Source organism: Litoreibacter janthinus (assembly GCF_900111945.1).
Classification (GTDB): Bacteria; Pseudomonadota; Alphaproteobacteria; order Rhodobacterales; family Rhodobacteraceae; genus Litoreibacter; species Litoreibacter janthinus.
The window spans coordinates 58,820-79,904 of the sequence record NZ_FOYO01000001.1 but is presented as its reverse complement, the minus strand read 5'-3'; the positions used below and the strand labels follow the sequence as shown (position 1 = coordinate 79,904).

At 55.4% G+C, this 21,085-nt stretch carries 22 protein-coding genes; 13 read left to right on the top strand and 9 right to left on the bottom strand.

What is annotated here, in order from left to right:
* The first annotated feature begins 196 nt into the window (after positions 1 to 196).
* The 5 genes from ccoG (at position 197) to gndA (ending at position 5,907) form a co-directional block, all read left to right on the top strand.
* On the top strand, positions 197 to 1,618 hold the full coding sequence (gene ccoG, locus BM352_RS00455) for a cytochrome c oxidase accessory protein CcoG (RefSeq protein ID WP_090211131.1): 1,422 nt from the start codon (positions 197 to 199) through the stop codon (positions 1,616 to 1,618).
* Positions 1,615 to 2,067 (top strand): FixH family protein, encoded by a 453-nt coding sequence (locus BM352_RS00450; RefSeq protein WP_090211130.1) that lies wholly within the window; start codon positions 1,615 to 1,617, stop codon positions 2,065 to 2,067. Before ccoG ends, BM352_RS00450 begins: the two co-directional genes overlap by 4 nt.
* Positions 2,064 to 4,223 (top strand): heavy metal translocating P-type ATPase, encoded by a 2,160-nt coding sequence (locus BM352_RS00445; protein WP_090211129.1) that lies wholly within the window; start codon positions 2,064 to 2,066, stop codon positions 4,221 to 4,223. Before BM352_RS00450 ends, BM352_RS00445 begins: the two co-directional genes overlap by 4 nt.
* On the top strand, positions 4,220 to 4,372 hold the full coding sequence (ccoS, locus tag BM352_RS00440; RefSeq protein ID WP_090211128.1) for a cbb3-type cytochrome oxidase assembly protein CcoS: 153 nt from the start codon (positions 4,220 to 4,222) through the stop codon (positions 4,370 to 4,372). Before BM352_RS00445 ends, ccoS begins: the two co-directional genes overlap by 4 nt.
* Before the next feature lie 128 nt (positions 4,373 to 4,500).
* Positions 4,501 to 5,907: an NADP-dependent phosphogluconate dehydrogenase gene (gene gndA / locus BM352_RS00435; RefSeq protein ID WP_090211127.1), complete on the top strand. Its 1,407-nt coding sequence runs from the start codon at positions 4,501 to 4,503 to the stop codon at positions 5,905 to 5,907.
* On the opposite strand, the gene BM352_RS00430 is transcribed toward gndA, so the two are convergent.
* Positions 5,904 to 6,476, bottom strand: a complete 573-nt coding sequence (locus tag BM352_RS00430; RefSeq protein WP_090211126.1) for a DNA-3-methyladenine glycosylase I — start codon at positions 6,474 to 6,476, stop codon at positions 5,904 to 5,906. The genes gndA and BM352_RS00430 overlap by 4 nt on opposite strands.
* A gap of 136 nt (positions 6,477 to 6,612) precedes the next feature.
* Between BM352_RS00430 and BM352_RS00425 the strand changes: the two genes are divergently transcribed.
* The 3 genes from BM352_RS00425 (at position 6,613) to phbB (ending at position 9,598) form a co-directional block, all read left to right on the top strand.
* Positions 6,613 to 7,440, top strand: a complete 828-nt coding sequence (locus BM352_RS00425; RefSeq protein ID WP_090211125.1) for an EAL domain-containing protein — start codon at positions 6,613 to 6,615, stop codon at positions 7,438 to 7,440.
* A 172-nt stretch (positions 7,441 to 7,612) separates the two neighbouring features.
* Positions 7,613 to 8,788: an acetyl-CoA C-acetyltransferase gene (locus BM352_RS00420; RefSeq protein ID WP_090211124.1), complete on the top strand. Its 1,176-nt coding sequence runs from the start codon at positions 7,613 to 7,615 to the stop codon at positions 8,786 to 8,788.
* An 84-nt stretch (positions 8,789 to 8,872) separates the two neighbouring features.
* Entirely contained in the window at positions 8,873 to 9,598 is a 726-nt protein-coding gene (gene phbB / locus BM352_RS00415) for an acetoacetyl-CoA reductase (protein ID WP_090211123.1), read from the top strand.
* A gap of 79 nt (positions 9,599 to 9,677) precedes the next feature.
* On the opposite strand, the gene BM352_RS19190 is transcribed toward phbB, so the two are convergent.
* A complete protein-coding gene (locus BM352_RS19190) occupies positions 9,678 to 9,806 on the bottom strand; it encodes a hypothetical protein (RefSeq protein WP_281245088.1) in 129 nt (42 codons plus the stop codon).
* A 112-nt stretch (positions 9,807 to 9,918) separates the two neighbouring features.
* On the opposite strand from BM352_RS19190, the gene BM352_RS00410 reads away from it, so the two are divergent.
* A complete protein-coding gene (locus tag BM352_RS00410; protein ID WP_090211122.1) occupies positions 9,919 to 10,860 on the top strand; it encodes a transcriptional regulator GcvA in 942 nt (313 codons plus the stop codon).
* Positions 10,853 to 11,719 (top strand): aromatic amino acid exporter YddG, encoded by an 867-nt coding sequence (gene yddG / locus BM352_RS00405; RefSeq protein WP_090211121.1) that lies wholly within the window; start codon positions 10,853 to 10,855, stop codon positions 11,717 to 11,719. Before BM352_RS00410 ends, yddG begins: the two co-directional genes overlap by 8 nt.
* Here the strand turns inward: yddG and BM352_RS00400 are convergent.
* The 3 genes from BM352_RS00400 to BM352_RS00390 all read right to left on the bottom strand — a co-directional run bounded on the left by BM352_RS00400 (position 11,716) and on the right by BM352_RS00390 (position 12,946).
* Complete coding sequence (locus BM352_RS00400; protein ID WP_090211120.1) at positions 11,716 to 11,880, bottom strand: YdcH family protein; 165 nt, start codon at positions 11,878 to 11,880, stop codon at positions 11,716 to 11,718. The genes yddG and BM352_RS00400 overlap by 4 nt on opposite strands.
* 94 nt (positions 11,881 to 11,974) lie before the next feature.
* Positions 11,975 to 12,724, bottom strand: coding sequence for a tRNA1(Val) (adenine(37)-N6)-methyltransferase (locus tag BM352_RS00395; protein ID WP_090211119.1), 750 nt, complete (start codon positions 12,722 to 12,724; stop codon positions 11,975 to 11,977).
* Positions 12,725 to 12,730: 6 nt separating this feature from the next.
* Positions 12,731 to 12,946 (bottom strand): putative signal transducing protein, encoded by a 216-nt coding sequence (locus BM352_RS00390; RefSeq protein WP_090211118.1) that lies wholly within the window; start codon positions 12,944 to 12,946, stop codon positions 12,731 to 12,733.
* 57 nt (positions 12,947 to 13,003) lie between these two features.
* Here BM352_RS00390 and BM352_RS00385 point away from each other — a divergent pair, with 57 nt between their 5' ends.
* The gene (locus BM352_RS00385) at positions 13,004 to 14,005 is read left to right on the top strand and encodes a polyprenyl synthetase family protein (RefSeq protein ID WP_090211117.1); all 1,002 of its coding nucleotides are present in this window, start codon (positions 13,004 to 13,006) and stop codon (positions 14,003 to 14,005) included.
* Here the strand turns inward: BM352_RS00385 and BM352_RS00380 are convergent.
* The 4 genes from BM352_RS00380 to BM352_RS00365 all read right to left on the bottom strand — a co-directional run bounded on the left by BM352_RS00380 (position 14,002) and on the right by BM352_RS00365 (position 19,347).
* The gene (locus BM352_RS00380; protein WP_090211116.1) at positions 14,002 to 14,853 is read right to left on the bottom strand and encodes a 4-(cytidine 5'-diphospho)-2-C-methyl-D-erythritol kinase; all 852 of its coding nucleotides are present in this window, start codon (positions 14,851 to 14,853) and stop codon (positions 14,002 to 14,004) included. The genes BM352_RS00385 and BM352_RS00380 overlap by 4 nt on opposite strands.
* Positions 14,850 to 16,559: a tetratricopeptide repeat protein gene (locus tag BM352_RS00375; protein ID WP_090211115.1), complete on the bottom strand. Its 1,710-nt coding sequence runs from the start codon at positions 16,557 to 16,559 to the stop codon at positions 14,850 to 14,852. The genes BM352_RS00380 and BM352_RS00375 overlap by 4 nt, the downstream gene beginning before the upstream one ends.
* 118 nt (positions 16,560 to 16,677) lie before the next feature.
* A complete protein-coding gene (locus BM352_RS00370) occupies positions 16,678 to 18,312 on the bottom strand; it encodes an electron transfer flavoprotein-ubiquinone oxidoreductase (protein ID WP_090211114.1) in 1,635 nt (544 codons plus the stop codon).
* Positions 18,313 to 18,378: 66 nt separating this feature from the next.
* Positions 18,379 to 19,347 (bottom strand): phosphatase PAP2 family protein, encoded by a 969-nt coding sequence (locus BM352_RS00365; protein ID WP_090211113.1) that lies wholly within the window; start codon positions 19,345 to 19,347, stop codon positions 18,379 to 18,381.
* A gap of 147 nt (positions 19,348 to 19,494) precedes the next feature.
* Here BM352_RS00365 and BM352_RS00360 point away from each other — a divergent pair, with 147 nt between their 5' ends.
* The gene (locus tag BM352_RS00360) at positions 19,495 to 19,812 is read left to right on the top strand and encodes a DUF2834 domain-containing protein (RefSeq protein ID WP_090211112.1); all 318 of its coding nucleotides are present in this window, start codon (positions 19,495 to 19,497) and stop codon (positions 19,810 to 19,812) included.
* The gene (gene lysA / locus BM352_RS00355; protein ID WP_090211111.1) at positions 19,812 to 21,077 is read left to right on the top strand and encodes a diaminopimelate decarboxylase; all 1,266 of its coding nucleotides are present in this window, start codon (positions 19,812 to 19,814) and stop codon (positions 21,075 to 21,077) included. The genes BM352_RS00360 and lysA overlap by 1 nt, the downstream gene beginning before the upstream one ends.
* Positions 21,078 to 21,085 lie beyond the last annotated feature (8 nt).

The window sequence follows — 21,085 nt, the reverse complement described above, 5'->3', positions numbered from 1 at the left end:
GGGATGCAACTCGCGGGTTTTTCCTGTTTCGTAGGGACTGAGCAACGCCCAGTCCTCGCGAGCAGCCCATGAGTGGTGCCAAGCCACACTGGTCTAAGGGCCTGCCGCTTTCTGCTTGATCTGGGTCAAAGACCTTTAAGTCCTAGCCATGCACACACACACTGCGAACAGATTTAAAACTCCGGAAGATTCTAAAATGAGCGACGCTGAAAACCCACCATCCCTTTATGCCGCGCAGGAACCGATTTTTCCGCGTCGCGTGACAGGCTTTTTTCGTACGTTCAAGTGGTGGATCATGGCTTTCACTTTGGGGGTCTATTACCTAACGCCTTGGATTCGCTGGGATCGTGGGCCGAACCTGCCAGATCAGGCGGTATTGGTGGATCTTGCCGGGCGGCGTTTCTATTTCTTCTGGATCGAGATCTGGCCGCATGAGTTCTACTTTGTCGCGGGCCTTTTGATCATGGCGGGCCTCGGCCTGTTTTTGTTTACGTCTGCACTGGGGCGCGTTTGGTGTGGCTACACATGCCCGCAAACCGTCTGGACTGACCTTTTCATCCTTGTGGAGCGCTGGATCGAAGGCGACCGCAACGCTCGGGTTCGCCTTTGGAAAGCCAAGTGGGATTTCCATAAATGGCGGCTCAGACTCACCAAATGGCTTGTTTGGCTCCTTATCGCGATAGCAACCGGCGGGGCGTGGGTCTTCTATTTTACCGACGCGCCTCAACTTGCTGTTGATTTGGTAATGCTCAATGCGCACCCGGTTTCATACGCCACTATAGGCGTTCTGACTGCCACGACGTTCATCTTTGGCGGCTTCATGCGCGAGCAGGTTTGTATCTACATGTGCCCTTGGCCGCGCATCCAAGGCGCCATGATGGACGAAGACACCATCACTGTCGGATACCGCGAATGGCGTGGCGAGCCGCGCGGAAAGAAGCGTGACGGGACCACCGGTGACTGTATCGATTGTATGGCGTGCGTGAACGTCTGCCCGATGGGCATCGACATTCGTGACGGGCAGCAGATGGAGTGCATCACGTGCGCGCTTTGTATCGACGCTTGTGATGACATCATGGCAAAGATCGGCAAAGAGCGTGGGTTGATCGACTATCTCGCGCTTTCGGACGAGCCACTGGAGCGTTCGGGTGGCAAGGCTAAGCCAATTTGGAAGCATATTTTGCGCCCAAGGACTCTGGTTTACACCTTCCTGTGGTCGACGATTGGCTTCGGTTTGGTGTTCGCTCTGTTCATTCGCGCTGATATCGACATGACTGTCTCGCCAATCCGTAACCCGACCTTCGTGACCATGTCTGACGGCTCAATCCGCAATGCCTACGACATCCGCCTGCTGAACAAGCACGGAGATGACCGCGAATTCCACATGTCGCTGACATCGGACGAGGTGCTACGCATTGATCTGGAAGGGACCGATTTGGTGAGCGTTGTAGTTCCGGCAAACGAGACCAAGCTGCAACGCGTCTATGTCACCGCACGTCGTGGTGACCCAAGCGCGACAGCGGAACGCACTGATTTGCGTTTCTGGGTAGAAGACTTAATCTCGGGAGAGCGTGCGTATACGAATACCGTGTTTAACGGGAAGGAAGCGGGCCAATGAGCCGTGAGATCAAGGGCATCCATGTTTTCGCGATGTTCGCGTTCGGGTTTAGTATCATCATCGGTGTGAATCTGATCTTGGCCACTCAGGCCATCCGGACATTTCCAGGCCTCGAGACCAAGAACTCTTACGTGGCAAGTCAGAGCTTTGACGCGCGGCGCACAGCCCAACTTGCTTTGGGTTGGGATGTGAAGGCTGGTTATGTTGACGGCGCATTGCGGCTTGAGATCAAAGATGCGAACGGACCTGTGCAGCCAGAGACAATCGAAGCAACGCTCGGGCGTGCAACGAATGTTAGTCAGGATCAATCACCTGGGTTCCGTTTCGACGGGACAGCGCATATCGCAGCTGCGGATTTGGCGCCGGGGAACTGGAACCTTCGCATGAAAGCTATCGCAAAAGATGGAACACTCTTCGAGCAACGGATACCATTTGTGGTGTCTAAATGAGCGTCATGAGCTGTCCCGGTTGCGCGGGTGCTCCCCTTGCGGAGGAGACAGCGCGCAGCTCGCCGGCATCTTCGGCGGGTGATACAGTTTCACTGTCTTTGCCGGGCATACATTGCGCGGCCTGCGTGTCAGGTGTCGAGCGTGGCTTAGCGAGACTGCCCGAGGTTCTTGATGCTCGCGTCAATCTCAGCCTGAAACGGGTTACAGTCCAAACGCGCGGCGATGCTGACGAGGACGGCCTCATTAATGCGCTACTCGGGTTGGGCTTCGAAGCATTGCCCTTAGACAGCGACACCTTGCGTGCGAGTGAGGGGGACCCCGCAGGTCGCGCGTTGCTACTGCGTCTAGCCGTGGCAGGATTCGCCATGATGAACGTAATGATTTTGTCTGTTGCAGTCTGGGCCGGTGCGGCTGAAGCAACGCGCCAGCTTTTCCATTGGATTTCCGCGATCATTGCTCTGCCTGCTGTGGCATTCGCCGCTCGTCCGTTCTTCGTCTCCGCCCTTTCGGTCTTGCGGGTTGGGCGAGTTAACATGGAAGTGCCGATCTCGCTTGCGATCCTACTTGCGAGCGGTCTGTCGCTCTATGAGACCATGGCCGGTGGGGAGGATGCTTATTTCGATGCAGCTCTGTCGCTGACATTCTTTTTGTTGATCGGGCGCTATCTTGATCACCGCACACGCGCCGCAGCACGTTCCGCCGCACAGGAATTGGCTGCACTGGAGGTTCCCTCGGCAACGTGCATCCGCGACGGAAAACCGGTCCGCGTCAAAGCAGCAGACATCGTCGTGGGCGACCTCGTGCAGGTGCCTGCTGGTGGGCGTGTGCCGGTTGACGGAATTGTGGACACCGGGCGATCCCAAATGGACCGCTCCCTTCTTACGGGGGAAAGCCTTCCTGTTGCGGCACAGATTGGAAGTTCTGTCGTGTCGGGTGAAGTCAATTTGTCCAACCCGCTGGTTATTCGCGCCACCGCAGTTGGGCAGGACACAACATTGCGCCGGATGGCAGAGATGGTCGCTGTCGCAGAAAGCGGGCGCTCCCACTACACGCCATTGGCCGACCGTGCTGCTCAGCTTTACGCACCGCTGGTGCATGGTCTGGCAGCATTGGCGTTTGTGGGCTGGTTCATCGCGACTGGTGACGCCCGCTATGCGCTGAATATCGCGATCGCTACTTTGATCATCACTTGTCCTTGTGCCCTAGGATTGGCGGTTCCGGCCGTGACCACCGCCGCGTCTGGCAGCCTGTTCCGCAAAGGCCTTCTGATCAAGTCCGCCACCGCGCTAGAACGATTGGCAGAAGTCGATACGGTGGTTTTCGACAAGACCGGCACATTGACCGACGGGACGCCGATACTTGAGGATTTGCAGAGCCTGTCTGATCAAGACCGTGCAGCGGTTCTGGCCTTAAGCCAGTCGTCGGATCATCCGGTCTCCCGACTTCTGGCTTCGGCATTGGCTGGTCTGCAGATTGAACCCGCAGATTTAACAGACATTCACGAGATTGCTGGCCGGGGCGTAGAAGGGCGCGATGGCGCGGAGATCGTCCGACTTGGTAAATCGGCGTCTGCGTCAGGCGGCACCGTTTTCCAACGCGGTGCCGGACCCGAGCAAGCTTTACGCATTGACGAAACCTTGCGCGAAGGTGCGCACGAACTGGTCGCGAACCTGCGGTCGCAGGGTATGGATTTAGAGCTATTATCTGGGGACACGGATTTTGCAGCCGCCAAACTGGGTGCGCGGCTGGGCCTAGTGCAATCACGGGGCGGCATGTTGCCTGCCGATAAGATCGACCATCTCGCGGCTCTGCAAGATCAGCGCAAACACGTGCTGATGGTTGGCGACGGGCTGAATGACATGGGAGCAATGGCACAAGCTTTCGTTTCGATTTCGCCAGCGTCGGGCGTTGATGCGACCCGAGCCACTTCTGACATTGTTTTACTGGGTCGCTCACTTGCGCCTGTGCAAGATGCTTTGCGGGTGGCCAGACGGGCGCGGGCGCGAATTCGGGAAAACTTTGGGATCGCCATATGCTATAACGCTGTCGCCGTTCCACTTGCGATCTCCGGCTTTGCAAGCCCGCTCATGGCGGCCTTGGCGATGTCGAGCTCGTCTATCCTCGTGATCTTGAATGCGTTAAGGGTGCGGGCATGAACGTACTTGTGATCCTAATTCCGGTGTCGCTCATCCTTGGCGGGATGGGCATCGCGGCCTTTTTGTGGACAGTGAGGCACAATCAGTACGAGGATATCGAAGGCGACGCGACACGCATCTTGTTCGATGATGAAGAGCCGAAACGCTAAGACATTCGACGCTTTGGCTCGGTGTCACCGACCTGATCTCTTCCGTATTTTTTTGAATTAGATCGACACGGTTTGACCTGTTGTGCCGGTAGCGGTAACACAAATGGGAAAAATGTGGGGAACTTCTTATGTCGAAATCTGAGATTGGCCTAATCGGACTTGGCACCATGGGGGCGATGCTGTCTCTGAATATCGCTGAGAAAGGTCACGCGATTTCGGTCTTTAACCGAACGACGTCCCGGACTTCGGAGTTCTACGCTGAGGCTGGCAATCTTGCCGATCGGATTACACCTTGCGAAACGCTAGAAGAGTTGGTCGCGTCAATTGCTGAGCCCCGTGCTATCATTCTAATGGTCCCAGCCGGTAAGGCCGTCGATCAGCAGATCGCGGCCCTACGCCCGTTGCTGGGAAAAGACGATTTGATCATTGACGCCGGGAACGCCAATTTCCGTGATACTGAGGCGCGTGCGGCGCAGGCAGAAGCAGACGGCGTGCCGTTCCTAGGGATCGGCGTGTCAGGGGGCGAAGAGGGGGCTCGTCACGGGCCCTCCATCATGGGTGGCGGTCGCAAGGAGGCTTGGGATCAAGTGGCACATATCCTCACCGCGATTGCAGCTGATTACGAGGGCACCGCATGCGCCACATGGATGGGACAGGGCGGTGCCGGACATTTTGTGAAAGCGGTCCATAACGGTATCGAATACGCCGACATGCAAATGATCGCAGAGGTGTATGGCATCATGCGGGATGGTCAGGGCGCCTCTGCTCAGACCTGTGCCTCTGCGTTCGAGACGTGGAATAAGGGCCCGCTCCAGTCATACCTCATCGAGATATCGGGAAAGGTTGCTGCGGCAACTGATGATGCGACGGGCAATGCTGTGCTCGACATAATTCTTGACCGCGCTGGCCAAAAAGGGACAGGGCGGTGGACTGTGATCGAAGCGCAGCATCTTGGCGCACCTGTGCCTGTCATTGAAGCCGCTGTTGCTGCGCGTAACCTGTCCGCAATCAAGGCAGAGCGCGCGCGCGGCGAAGCGACTTTTGGCGCTGCGCCGACGGTGCTTGCTGACGGGGCGTTGAGCCTGGACGAACTGGAGAAGGCGTTGATCGCTGGCAAGATCATGTGCTACGCACAAGGCTTCCACCTACTCAATTCCGCAAGCGCTGAGTTCAAGTGGGACCTCCCGATGCCGGACATCGCGCGTGTTTGGCGAGAGGGCTGTATCATCCGCTCCACTATGCTCAACGATATGGCCGATGCCTTGACGGCGGCGCCACAGGACAACCTGATGTTTGCGCCATACTTCGCTGATATGATCAAAGAGAATGCGCCTGCACTTCGTAAAGTCGTGGCGACCGCATTGTCGCATGGTTTGCAGGTGCCGGCTCTTGCGGCAGGGCTTGGCTACTACGACGCTATGCGGACGGCGCGATCAACCGCAAACATGATCCAAGCGCAACGGGACTTTTTCGGCGCACACAGCTTTGAGCGAGTAGATCAGGAAGGCGCGTTCCACGGCCCTTGGGGCTCCTAACGCGCGAGTTTTTTGACGGCCTCGTGGCGTGGGCAGTTTATTAGGTGATCGTTGATCAATCCACACGCCTGTGCAAACGCATAGACGATCGTAGGGCCGCAGAAGCGAAACCCTTCTTTCTTCAGATCCTTTGAAATCTGCGTGCTCAGGGGCGTGAAGGCTGGCACGTCTTGGAGCGTCAGAAACTGGTTCTGTAGCGGCTCTCCATCGAAGTACTTCCAAAGGAAGGTATCAAAACCTTCGCGCTGCTCAATCTTTTGCCACGCACGGGCGTTGCCGATCGTTGCTGCGATCTTTCCGCGATGCCGCACAATGCCTGCATTTTTCAAAAGGCGCTCCACGTCAGTATCGTCCCATCCAGCGATGATGTTGGGGTCAAACCCCTCGAAGGCTTCGCGGAAGGCCTCTCGTTTCTTCAAGATGGTGATCCAACTCAATCCGGCCTGAAAGCCATCCAGAACGAGCTTTTCCCATAGCGCCCGGCTATCGTATTCCGGAACACCCCATTCTGTGTCGTGATAATTGACATAAATTTCTTCTGAACCGCACCACCCACACCGATCATTCATACATTTGCCACCGTATTCATCGCTTTAACAATCCAATTAAAAGTTTAGCTCAAATAGAACAAAATTGGAACATTAACCTGCATTTAAGTCCAGAGCGCCTACCAGTTGCGGGTCAGAACTCAATGCAGAATAGATAATGCCACTCGACCCATCATCCGAGGATAGCCCTTTGTCTGCTGCAGTCGCTCAGCGGGACGCTCACGTTTTGGATATGGTGCGCTCCGCATTGCGTAAAAAGGATGTGCTGCTCGCTTATCAGCCAGTCGTCAGGAGTGGGGATATGAGGCGCGTTGCGTTTTATGAAGGGCTGATCCGGGTTCTTGATGAAACGGGACGGATAATCCCTGCCAGGGACTTCATTGACACAATTGAGCCTCGTAACGAGGGGCGCATGATCGATTGCCTTGCGGTTGAATTGGGCTTGGCGAGCCTTGCAGCTGAGCCACGCCTTCGGCTGTCGATCAATATGTCACCACGTTCTATCGGGAATCCTGAATGGGAAACGGCTCTTGAACGAGGGTTGTTGCGTGACCCCACAATCGGGGAGCGGTTGATCATAGAGATCACCGAATCATCGGCTCTGCTAATGCCTGACTTAGTGTCAGATTTCATGACTCGCATGCAGAGGCGCGGTATTTCCTTCGCGTTGGATGACTTCGGTGCAGGTTATACGGCGTTTCGACACTTCAAGGATTTCTATTTCGACCTTGTAAAAATTGATACCAGCTTTGCTCGAAATATCGACGAAGATGCAGACAATCAGGTCCTGATGACAGCGTTGGTCTCGATCGCAAATCAGTTTGATATGTTCACCGTTGCCGAAGGTATCGAGCACCCGCAAGAGGCTGAATATCTTGCCCAAATTGGGGTTGATTGCCTTCAAGGATATCTCTTCGGCGTGCCATCAGTATCCAAGCCGTGGCTCGTGGGGGCTGGCCAGCAAGGTTTGGCGCATTTCGGCTAGCACTCGTTTGCCCCAGCGCAGACGTCGCAACTTCTTGCGTCTGATGGCCATGTGAGACACCCTGTCTATTTGTATACCCTACGTAAGCCAGCTAAACGCTTCGCTATATTCAGCCGGTGATATCCAGCGCTCTGGGAAACAGAGACGCGCCGGCTACAGGAAAGGAAAGTCCATGACCAACGTCGTAATCGCTTCTGCCGCCCGAACTGCTGTAGGCAGCTTCCTCGGCTCTTTCTCAAATACCCCAGCTCATGATCTTGGCGCCGCTGTGATCGAAGCTGTAGTCGAACGGGCAGGCGTCGATAAGGCAGAGGTGTCCGAAACCATTCTTGGTCAGGTTCTTACGGCAGGCCAAGGTCAGAACCCGGCCCGTCAGGCGCATATCAACGCAGGTTTGCCGAAAGAGGCGTCGGCCTGGAGCATCAACCAAGTCTGTGGTTCCGGTCTTCGTGCCGTCGCGCTGGGTGCACAGCACATCATGCTTGGCGACGCCTCTGTCGTGATTGCTGGCGGTCAAGAAAACATGTCCATGAGCCCCCATGTCGCGAACCTGCGTCAAGGCCAAAAGATGGGCGACATGAAGTACATCGACAGTATGATCCGAGATGGTCTGTGGGATGCATTTAACGGCTATCACATGGGTCAAACGGCAGAAAATGTTGCGGATCAATGGCAGATCAGCCGTGAGATGCAGGACGAGTTCGCCGTTGCTTCGCAAAACAAAGCCGAAGCCGCGCAGAAAGCTGGTAAATTTGCTGACGAGATTGCAGCGTTCACAATCAGTACTCGAAAGGGCGATGTGACGGTTGATCAGGACGAGTACATTCGTCACGGGGCAACGATGGACGCTATGGCCAAACTGCGCCCAGCTTTCACCAAAGACGGTTCGGTCACAGCTGCGAACGCGTCTGGTCTGAATGACGGTGCTGCCGCCACATTGCTGATGAGCGCGGACGACGCTGAGAAGCGCGGCGTGCAACCTCTTGCACGCATCGCAAGCTACGCAACCGCTGGTCTGGACCCATCCATCATGGGCGTTGGGCCGATCTATGCGTCTCGCAAGGCTCTTGAGAAAGCTGGTTGGAAAGTCTCTGACCTCGATTTGGTTGAAGCCAACGAGGCTTTCGCGGCTCAGGCATGTGCTGTGAACAAGGACATGGGCTGGGATCCAGCGATCGTTAACGTCAATGGCGGTGCTATTGCAATCGGTCACCCGATTGGCGCTTCTGGCTGCCGCGTCCTCAACACCCTCTTGTTTGAGATGCAGCGACGTGATGCGAAGCGCGGCTTGGCCACGCTGTGTATTGGCGGTGGCATGGGTGTGGCAGTTTGCGTTGAGCGCGATTGATATTGCGATCAGGGTTGCGCATGAAAATTGCGCAACCTAAACTGATTTAGACAGAATATTACAACCTTATTGAGGAGGAATCATATGTCCCGAGTTGCACTTGTTACCGGAGGATCGCGCGGAATTGGCGCTGCCATTTCTAAGGCACTTCAAGCCGCAGGATACTCTGTAGCGGCGACCTACGCAGGTAACGACGAGAAGGCTGCTGCATTTACGGCCGAGACTGGCATTAAAACATACAAGTGGGATGTGGCGGACTATGAGGCCTGTTCTGCAGGTATTGCGCAGGTCGAGGCCGACCTTGGCCCAGTCGAAGTACTGGTGAACAATGCAGGCATCACCCGCGACGCGCCATTCCACAAAATGACGCCACAGCAATGGTCCGAAGTCATGAACACCAACCTTTCCGGCGTCTTCAACATGACCCATCCGGTCTGGCCTGGCATGCGTGAGCGGAAGTTCGGCCGCATCATCACTATCAGCTCTATCAACGGGCAAAAGGGTCAGTTTGCTCAGACGAACTACGCCGCTGCCAAGGCTGGCGACATCGGCTTTACCAAGGCGTTGGCGCAGGAAGGCGCTCGTGCCGGCATCACTGTAAACGTGATCTGCCCCGGTTACATCAACACTGAGATGATGAGCACGATCCCGGAGAAAGTGATGAATGAAGTTATCCTGCCGCAGATTCCGGTTGGCCGTTTAGGCGAACCTGAGGAAATTGCGCGCGCTGTGGTCTTCCTTGCTTCGGACGATGCTGGTTTCGTGACAGGTTCGACAATTTCGGCCAATGGCGGTCAGTACATGGCCTGACCTCGCGAGGTTAACGAAGTTAGTGGGGGCTGGCGCCGTGAAGCGCCGGCCCCTTTTTTCGTCTAGGGATGGGTCGATATCACCGTATCCGAATGGAGGCGACGAATTTTGGGATGCTGTGCAGAATGCGTGCAAAGGCGTCGGCGCGCTCTTGATGGGCACGCGCATGCGCATCGATTATGCGCGGGCTGAGTTTTGTCTCGATCATGAGCTGTTCCTCTCGTGAACATGAATTTTTGAACTGAATCTGTTATCGCTTTCAGAAATGAGAAGAACAAACGAGACTTTTCACCGCTTCAGTTAAGATATACTTGTGTGGAATGACGGATCGACTTCCACCACTCACAGCGCTTAGAGCGTTCGAGGCCGCAGCGCGGCACCTTAGTTTTGCGCGCGCAGCGGATGAGCTCAATGTTACTCCGGCTGCGCTCAGCTTTCAGATCAAATCGCTGGAGGAACACTTGGGTGTGGCGGTCTTTCGAAGGCTGAACCGCGCTGTAGAACTGACGGAGGAGGGCGAGTTGCTTGCCCCCGGGGTGTCGGATGGCTTCGGCGCGCTGCAGTCGGCGTGGCGCGCGGTGAAGCGCCGATTGGACAGTGCGACATTGACCGTTACAGCGGGGCCAGCGTTCACCGCGAAATGGCTGGCACCTCGTTTGTTCAGTTTTGCAAGAGAATACCCAGAGATCGAGTTACGCTTTTCAGCAGGTTTGCGGCTTGTGGATTTCGCGCGGGACGATGTGGATGTGGCCATTCGATTTGGGCAGGATTTTGATGATGCGTTGTACTCGCGAACACTGATTGATGAATGGGTGGCCCCAATGATGGCGCCCGAGCTTGCTGCAAAGGTGAAAGTCATATCTGATTTGCGGAACCAGACGCTACTTCACCAAGAGGATATCGGCTTTCTAAAGCCGCCCGTAAACTGGAACCGGTATTTCGCTGCGGCCGGAGTGGACGCAATCGATGAACATGGTCCTCGGTTTTCGCAGGCTGATCACGCTGTTGACGCAGCTTTGGCAAGCGGTGGGGTGGTGTTAGGCCGGTTATCTTTAACGGAATCGTATTTGCGTGACGGCCGTCTAGTGATGCCGGTAAAACGCGCGCTGCCGACAGGTGCAAGCTACCGTGTTGTCTGCCCGAAGGGGCATGAAACACGCCCTCAGGTTGCGCGGTTCATTGAATGGGTCGTGCGAGAGATGGAAGGGATGGAGCTTTCTGCGCAAGCGCTGGAGTTCCTGCCAGTGACGGTCGATGACTAAGTCTTCGGCAACTCTCATTGGCTTCGGAGCCGTCATGTTGTGGTCGATGCTCGCGCTCTTAACCGTCGGATCATCGCCAATTCCCCCTTTTCAGCTTAGCGCCATGACGTTCGCTTTGGGTGGCGCAATTGGTTTGGGGTATTCTCTACGCAAGGGACAGGTCTTGGCATCAATGGCACAGACACCTTTAGTGGTTTGGATTCTGGGTGTTGGAGGATTGTTCGGCTATCACGCATTGTACTTCTCGGCATTGCGTATGGCCCCGGCGGCCGAGGCTGGGTTGATCGCTTATCTTTGGCCGCTGTTGATTGTGCTGTTTTCAGGATTGCTTCCCGGCGAACGTCTGCGTGCGCTGCATGTTCTGGGTGCCTTGGTTTCTTTCGCTGGCGCTGGTCTCATTGTCGGTGGCGGCGGAACAGAGTTTCAGTGGGATTATGCTGTCGGGTATGTCCTAGCCGCCCTTTGTGCGCTTACCTGGTCGGGGTATTCGGTTCTTTCACGACGCTTCAATGACGTTCCTACGGAAGTTGTCGCCTATTTCTGTCTTGCCGCAGCAGGCCTCTCGGGTGTCGCACATTTGCTACTCGAAGAAACCGTTCGCCCCAGTGGCACGGCCAACTGGCTCTCGGTCATCGGCCTTGGCCTCGGACCTGTCGGGCTTGCGTTCTATTTGTGGGATGTTGGGGTAAAAAAAGGCGACATACAACTCTTAGGCGCAGCATCCTATGCTGCGCCGTTGCTGTCGACATGCATATTAATCGCAACCGGATATGCCCAAGCAACGGCTGGTTTGCTGCTGGCTGCAGTTTTAATTACAGCCGGTGCAGGGCTAGCCGCGCTTGGCTCACGAAAACTCTAGTTTGCGTATTTGGAGATTTCCTCCTTAAGGCGCAGTTTCTGCTTTTTCAGCTCTACAACTGTCAGATCATCAGAGCTTGGGCTTTTCTGGGCCTCTTCCACGCGTTGGGACAATACCTCGTGTTTGCGTTTCAGCTCCGAAAGGTGAGAACTGATTGTCATGGGCATACCTCCTGTTTGTGTGGTTAGACTTTCATTGCAGCACAACTTTTCGCGCAAGTCACGCAAATGCGTCGCGGCGATGCGGCGATAGTTTCTAAAAATCTAGTGAACACCCATGGCGCAGGATTCTGGTTGCCTCCTCGGAGTAGTCATCCCCGTCTGAGAGATGCGTGGCTCCATCGTGTAACACCAAGGGATTATGCAATATGCTTCTTGCTGCGCGCCCTTTATGCGCCCGCAGCAACACACGCCGAGCGGGCTTGCCGGCCCGTGAAGCAATGGGTTTGATTTCGATAAGCCCTGCCCGAGAATTGAGCAATTCGATCAAGTCTCCCACCCGCTCAGCCAAGTGAATCACGGTCACGCATCCCTTTGGGCCCGCGCGGCGCAGTGCTGCGTCGATCCAAGCAGCGAGCGGGGTCTGCTCCCTAAGCGCAGTATCCCGACCTTGGTCAGGTGAAGCCGTGCCTGGTCCATAATAGGGGGGATTCAGCAGAACATGATCGAAGCTACGTGCTCGGATATCTGCGGGTAGGTGTGCAAGGTCGGCCTCGATCACGTCCATGCTTGTTCCGACTTCGGCAGAATTTCGGCGTGCGAGAGCAGCATACGCCGATTGAAGCTCAATACCGGTCAATTTGACCGGCACCCTTGTGTGCAAGCAAAGCGACGCGGTGCCCACACCGCATCCAAGCTCAAGCACAGTCTGGCCCGGCTTGGCAGGGCAAGAGGCTGCAAGGAGGACAGGATCAGTGGCCGCGCGGTAGCCCTTGCGGGGCTGCCACAGATGGAGCTTTCCACCAAGGAATGCGTCGTGCGTCAGCTCATCTTGCGCGAAGCCCATAGGCCGTCAGCCGTCGATGGAAATTTTGTTATCACGCAGAATTGCGCGCGCCATGAACAAGTCTTGCTCGCGCACCATAAGGCGGCGCGGCAATATGCCAACGGACCCTTCAAGAACACTCATATGGACGTCCATTTCGAACACGCCTATATCTTCCCCGGATAGCAGGGCTTTAGAGAAGGCGATGATGGTTGGATCGTTGCTGCGCAAAAGCTCTTTCATGTGATAGAGTTAACGACAGCCCAGCACGTTTGTCGAGAGACGAGGCAGATCGCGAAGATGAGTTTGGATTACCCCTCTGTTAAGCCCCACGATCGCCTTCAGGCGGCTCTCGCCGAAGACCTTGACGCTGTTGGCGCAATGATCCGCGACAGGATGGCATCAGAGCATGCGCCGCGCATTCCAGAAGTGACCGCGCATTTGGTTGAGGCCGGAGGAAAACGGTTGCGCCCAATGCTCACTTTGGCGGCCGCCCGGCTGTGCCGCTACGATGGGCCTTACCATGTCCACCTTGCTGCAACCGTTGAGTTTATTCACACCGCTACTCTGTTGCACGATGACGTCGTTGACGGCAGCGAGCAGCGTCGCGGCCGACCTGCTGCAAATCTACTTTGGGATAACAAATCGTCTGTGTTGGTGGGGGACTACCTCTTTGCCCGTTCATTCCAACTGATGACCGAGACAGGGCGCTTGGACGTGCTGAAAGTTCTGTCGAACGCTTCTGCTGTCATCGCGGAAGGCGAGGTTTTGCAACTGACCGCAGCGCAAAATCTATCGACGACAGAAGAGATTTATTTGCAAGTCGTGCGCGGAAAGACGGCTGCCTTGTTCTCGGCGGCAACTAAAGTCGGTGGGATGATCGCGGATGCCCCAGCAGAAGTTGTTCAAGCCTTATATACGTATGGAGATGCACTGGGGGTAAGTTTCCAGATCGCTGACGACATTCTGGACTTCGCTGGTGACGCGACCAAGACAGGCAAGAATGTCGGCGATGATTTCCGGGAGCGGAAGCTGACATTGCCATTGATCAAAGCGATCGCTGCTGGCGGAGACGTCGACCGAGAGTTCTGGGTGCGCACGATTGAAAAGGGCAAGCAAAGGGACGGAGATCTGGAACAAGCTCTGCATTTGCTAGATCAGCATGATGCTTTGGATCGGGCTCGCGAAGATGCGCTTGCTTGGTCGGACGTTGCAAAGCAGGCGCTTCGGTCAGCACCCAAAGGGGATCTGACGGATATGCTTCATGACTTGGCTGACTATGTCGTGTCGCGCCTGAATTAGGCGCCCAGAGTGCAGGATTGCACCCACCAGTCCGAGTGCTTCCCGCTGATCTGAGATGCCGCATTTTCTGCTGCGCCCGCATCTGGATAAATCCCAAAACACGTTGCGCCAGAGCCTGACATACGGGCAAGCTGGCACGCATGCGAGCTCGAGATTGCATTCAAAGTGTCCGAGATTGCAGGTTCCAACGACATCGCCGCTGACTGCATGTCGTTTCGATTCTGACTAAGCCAACTTATGAACGACGCCTGGCCCGAAAAAAACGATGGAAGCTCACCCATTGCTGGGTTGGACTTATTCGTGACGGTTTTGAACACGGCCTGTGTCGACACTGCAACTCGGGGATTTACTAAAACTGCATGGAGCATGGGAAGATGCGTCAAGAACTCAAGGCGCTCCCCAATTCCCGACATGCGCGTCGTTCTTGAGAAAACACACACTGGCACGTCGGCGCCTATCCGCGAAATTCTTGCGCAAAAATCCTGTGAGAGTGGTGGCTCAGGTAAGTTCCAGAGCTTTGACAGGCCACGGTAAGCAGCTGCAGCGTCCGCACTTCCGCCACCGATCCCAGATGAGACCGGCAAGTGTTTGGTCAGCCTGATACTTGCGCCTTTGGTGGAATCAAGGTTGTGCGCAGCTGACAGGATCGAGTTGTTTTCGACGGGAAGCGCTCGGGCTTCTGGGCCGTCAATCCTGAGGGACAGGTCAGTAGCGTGGTCGAAGCTAAGAATATCTCCGGTGGATGCGAACATCACCAAGCTATCGAGCATATGATAGCCATTTTCGCGTTGCCCAGTGATATGTAGCGTCAGGTTGACCTTCGCTCGCGCAAATTCTTCCAGCATCATTCGTTGGCGGTTTGTGTCGTTCCAGCGCTGGCTTCTTCCTCAAGCACGACGGTCAGGCCCCGTGCCAGCTTGTCGCGAATGCGCTCGGCTTCCGCTTCCTCCGGCTCGAACGAAAGGGCACGCTTCCATTGGAATTCGGCTTCCCTCTCTCGGCCAACCATCCAATACACGTCTCCAAGGTGGTCGTTTACAATTGGATCTACAGGTAGCAGTTCAACTGCCTTTTCCATAGGTGCAACGGCCTCTTCGAAACGCCCGAGACGATAGAAGATCCAGCCAAGACTGTCGGTAATATATCCGCTTTCGGGGCTTTCTTTTACGGCTGTCTGAATCATCCCCAATGCTTCGTCGAGCTTGATACGCTGCTCGACCAGCGAGTAGCCAAGGTAGTTCAGAATGTCCGGCTGATTAGGGGACAGCTCAAGCGCTTTGCGGAAATCCAATTCCATCCCTGTGAAGTCATCCATGCGCTCTCGAACGATGCCGCGCGCGTAGAAAATACGCCAGTTGGAGCGGTTGCCGATCCCGTTGATATCTAGCGCACGTGAATATGCTTCAATCGCGGCTTCGTTCTTCTCGGTCCGGCTGAGCATGTCGCCAAGGGTTGAATGAACCAAGGCGATATCGCCACGAGATTTTGACAGGGCGGTCAGAACTTCGACTGAGGCGTCTTTGCGGTCGTCCGAATACAACGCGTTCGCCCGACCGATCTCGGCCAGTACGTATGCAGGGGAGTCGGCATCAAGTGACGCATAAGCGTCCGTCGCCAGGTCAAACTGACCCATGTCCTCAAGAATTTGGGCAGCCATCAAAACCGCGGGGGCGTGGTTTGGACGAATGAATTGCGCCATGCGGACATATAGCAAGACATGCTCTGGCGCGGTGCGGCCAACAAGCACCGAAGACAGATTGAAATAGACCTCAGCCACGCCTTCGCTTGCGTTGGTGACGAAGTCGTATTCAACCGTTTCACGTGCTTCGAGGCGCTCTTTCAGGGCTTCGAGCTCGGCGCTGAACCCGTTCGCAGTTGTAGCATTCAGCAACTCAATCGCGTCAGATTGTCGGTCAAGCTGTGCAAGAATTTGTGCATGCGCTTCGATGCCGCGCGCGCTTAAGATCAGGGGACCGTGTTTCTCGCCGGACAGGATTTGATCCGCCCCTTCAAAGTCACCGACAGAAGCAAGCGCCAAAGCATTGTGATAATAGGCGAAGGATGCAAAATCTTCAGTTTTCGCGACTGCGTCAAAGGCATCAGTGGCGTCGGACATTTTGCCTTGCCCAAGAAGAGCCCACGCCCGCGTCAGGCCGCCCAAAAGGGGGGCAAGGCCAGTTGTCTCGGGGCTTTCTTCTGATGCGCGATCAAATTCACCCTCGGCTACTGAAACCGTATCCAGCACCAGATCAACGATTTGGTTTCTGCCGCCGGATTTTTCATGTTCCGTCGCGACTTCAGCCGCGCCAGCAATGTCTCCCTGACCAATCAGCGCAATGATTGCGCTTTCCTTCAATGGAAGGTTCGTCGGTTCTGCGATGATTGCGCGGCGGTAGTAGAGCGCCGCTTCGGTGTAATCGAAGGATATGGTCGCTTGTCGCGCTGCAAGGTAGGGGCCAGCAAGACCATTTTGCGCGGCCCATCCTGGTGCCGTTCCTGCCGCGAACGAAAGCAGCAGCGCAGTCGCGCAATTGCGGAGAGTGGTCGATGTCATAATAGTCGGGCCCAATTCTTCTAACGTCACAGAAGGAAACTAGGTCCACCGACTCAGGTTGTCCATGTGCCGTTTGGTAACAATAGCGCGGGGGAAAGCCCGCCGCGCCAATTCTGCGTTACATATTGGGGTAGTTAGGCCCGTCACCGCCTTGAGGCGTCGTCCACACAATATTTTGCGACGGGTCTTTGATGTCGCAGGTTTTGCAGTGAACGCAGTTTTGGAAGTTGATGACAAAGTTGTTGTCGACCACTTCGTAAACACCTGCAGGGCAATAGCGCTGCGCAGGTTCTGCATAGACGGGCAGGTTAACACCAATCGGGATGCTCTCGTCTTTCAGCTTCAGGTGTGACGGTTGGCTTTCCTCGTGGTTGGTCGCGGCAAAGGCGACGTTGGTTAACCGGTCGAAGGACAGCTTGCCGTCTGGCTTGGGGTAGTCGATTTCCTTGAAATCGGCTGCCTTTCCCGTAGCTTCCGCGTCCGACTTGCCATGCTTGAGGTTCAGCGGAGACGTGCCAAAGATGTTGTTGCACCACATATCGGCGCCGCCGATGGCCAAGGAGGCAGTCAAACCATAGTTCGACCACAGTGGCTTTACGTTGCGCACGCGTTTCAGGTCTTTGCCAATCGCGCCAGTGCGCACTTCGGTGTCGTAGCCGTCCAATGTATCGCCAGAGCGGCCTGCGCCGATAGCCTCAAATGCAGCTTCGGCTGCGGCTTTGCCGGACAGCATTGCGTTGTGGTTGCCCTTGATCCTCGGGACGTTGACCATTCCCGCGGAGCAGCCCAGCAACGCACCGCCCGGGAAAGCGGTCTTGGGCAGTGACTGCCAGCCGCCCTCAGTAATTGCCCGCGCACCGTAAGCCACTCGTTTGCCGCCTTCCAGCAGATCTGCAACCATCGGGTGGTGCTTGAAACGCTGGAATTCCATGTAAGGGAACAGATACGGGTTCTCGTAGTTCAGATGCACCACGAACCCTACATAGACTTGATTGTTGTCGAGGTGGTAAATGAACGACCCGCCGCCTGCATTGCTCCCCAAAGGCCAGCCCATTGTGTGGGTCACAGTGCCTTCTTTGTGCTTGGCTGGGTCGATTTCCCAGATCTCTTTCATACCGAGACCGTATTTCTGTGGGCTTGCGCCTTTCGCGAGATCGTATTTTTCGATCACTTGTTTGGAGAGCGATCCGCGAACGCCTTCCGACAGGAAGACGTATTTGCCATGAAGTTCCATCCCCGGCTCTGTGTTTTCGCCGTAGGAGCCGTCTGCTTCCAGACCAAATACGCCAGCTATAACACCCTTCACTTCTCCATTGTCGCCGTAGACGATGTCAGAGCAGGCCATGCCGGGGAATATTTCGACACCCATGCCTTCGGCTAACTCGGCCATCCAGCGGCAAACATTAGCCATGGAGACAATATAGTTGCCGTGGTTGTTCATAAGTGGCGGCATCACGAAGTTCGGGATGCGCACCTGACCGGCCTCGCCGAGCATGTAGAAGTTGTCGGATTTCACCGGCACTTTGATCGGGGCGTCCATCGTGCGCCAATCCGGCAGCAGCGAGTCAAGGCCCGAGGGATCAAGGACCGCACCAGACAGGATATGCGCGCCGACTTCGGAGCCTTTTTCCAAGACAACGACATTGATGTCAGCGTCGAGCTGCTTCAGGCGGATGGCTGCGCTAAGTCCGGCTGGGCCGGCCCCCACGATAACCACATCATATTCCATGCTTTCGCGTTCAATCTCGGCCATGTCTCAATTCCTCTCGCAACGCCCCGTGGGGGCGGGTTCGCAACTTTGTTAGCTTTAAACCTTCAATCAAGCAGGAATGTAAGTGGCAATTGCGACGTTGCGTCGCCGCAGCGCAGCCCAGAGGACTGTTACGACCGCGATCGAGACATAACCGTCCACTGCGTAATGCCAGCCATGATAGACGGAGGAGAATAAAATCATTACAGCGAAAACGACGCCAAACGGGGCCAGAAGGCGTGAGCGTTCCCACAAATAAAGGAGCGTGACTGCGGCCAAACCTACATGGACTGACGGGAACGCCGAAATTCCTGAGCCGAGACTTTGCCCGCCTTCGGAATAGAATTGCCAAAGATTCTCTTGCACTCGTCCAAGAGCCGATGCGGAGATTCCGCTGCTCTCAAGTGCGATTGTCAGGTCGGAAAACCGCGCAGTGCCAAGAAGGCGGTCATAATAGACGGGGCCTGCGGAGCTTCCGACAACGGCAAGCAGGTTGCCCAAGCCAATCCATGATCCGACATAAAGGATCATAAACCGTTTCGATCTGTCCTTGTCAGTATCCGTCAGGGCTATGAAAACCGGTAGGAAAACGGCTGGGAGGAACCAAACCATAAAGTACAAGATAACGATGGCAGCGGGCGGTACGTAGGCCGCGATCGCGTGGGTAATGCGCCACGGATCGACACCGAAATGAAGTGCCCTATCCAGATCTGCGAAGAGCGGGTCGGCGTAGAAAGGCTGGATATAAGGGATTGATGTCTTAACCAGAGAAAACGCCATCGAGAACGCCAGACAGCCGAGTAAGGCGTAAAGGGTTGGTAGAATTCGCTCCTTGATGCCGAACTTTCGTGTCAGGAAAAGCGACCCCGCCAGAAACACTCCGAGTATAGGCATCCATTCGGCGAACGACCTCAAAAGGTAGAGGGATGTTTGCACCGCACCTTGCAGCAAGACCCCCGGCTGTTCTCGCAAGGCAAAGACCAACGCCACAGCGCAGGCCAAATATGCCAAAGAAAACAGTAGGTAGTGTCTCATCATTCGGTCGGCCCCCTAAGCCCTTTTGCACGGTTTGCCCCGTCCATTGGGCGAAAATAAGGAAAATGCGGGGTTATCGCTGGGCCTGAGACCTTTCCGGCGGTGCGGGAATGGGCTACATCGCCGCTCACTGGTACAGGAGCCGCTGCAATGTCCGTGTTGCGTATGATCTATCTTGCCCTCGCGATTTGGGGGGCAATCCACCCGATGTATTATTTCGTTCAGTGGTTTTCTGAGAACGGTTTTTCTATCGGCCTGATGGTTGATGCTTGGCACGCCAATGCAGCGTCCTCGGGGTTGGTCTGGGACCTTACTATTGCCGCCTTCGCCCTAACTGTCTGGATTTTGGCAGAGGTATCAGTTCGTAGGAATTGGCTGGCTCTGGTTGCGATCCCGGCGACATTCTGTATCGGTGTCTCTTGCGGCTTGCCGCTCTATTTATTTCTGCGCACAAGGCCACTCGACTGATGGATCATTTTCTTTACCGCGACGGCGTTTTGCACGCTGAGGAAGTCGCAATTTCCGAAATTGCCGCTCAAGTGGGTGCGCCGTTTTATGTCTATTCGAGCGCGACGCTTTCGCGCCATTTCCGTTTGTTTGACGAAGCATTGGACTGGGCGGATCATCTTGTCTGCTACGCCATGAAAGCCAATTCCAACCAAGCTGTGTTGAAGCTGCTGGCGGATCTGGGAGCGGGCATGGACGTCGTTTCAGGCGGCGAGTACATGCGGGCCAAGGCTGTTGGCGTTCCGGGCGATAAGATCGTTTTCTCCGGAGTTGGAAAAACCCGCGCAGAAATGCGTCTCGCGCTTGAAGGTGGTATCCGCCAATTCAATATCGAGAGCGAGCCGGAGATGCGGGTTTTGTCCGACGTCGCGTCGTCCATGGGAGCCGTGGCGCCAGTGACCATTCGGGTCAATCCAGACGTAGATGCAAAAACCCACGAGAAAATTTCAACAGGCAAATCAGAGAACAAATTCGGTATTCCGATTTCCCGCGCAAAAGAAGTTTATGCCGAAGCCGCGGCGTTGCCCGGGTTAGATGTAATTGGCATCGACGTTCATATTGGCAGCCAGCTGACACAACTTGAACCCTTCGGTCAGGCATTCGAGAAAGTTGCGGAGTTGACCAAAGTTCTTCGTGCCGAAGGTCACGATATTCGCCGCCTTGATTTGGGCGGTGGCTTGGGAATTCCTTACGAGCGCTCGAACGATGCGCCACCTTTGCCGCAAGAGTTCGGCCAACTCGTGAAAGACAAAGTCGGACATCTTGGATGCGAGATCGAAATCGAACCCGGACGACTGATCGCAGGGAACGCGGGTCTCTTGGTGTCAGAGGTTATCTACATCAAAGAGGGTGAAGACCGTAGTTTCATGATTATTGATGCAGCGATGAATGACCTCATTCGCCCTGCCATGTATGGCGCGCATCATGATATCATTCCGGTCATCGAGCCTGCGGCAGGTGTCGAACAGGTGAAGTATGATATTGTCGGTCCTGTATGCGAAAGTGGCGACACCTTTGCAAAACAACGGATCATGCCGCCAGTCTCAGCCGGTGATTTGGTCGCGTTCCGCTCTGCAGGTGCATATGGTGCTGTAATGGCGTCCGAATACAACTCAAGGCCGCTTATTCCTGAAGTTTTGGTACATGAGGATCAATTCGCCGTCATTCGGGAGCGTCCTACCTTTGACGAGATGATAAATCGAGATACCATTCCAGAATGGCTCTGACGCTATGG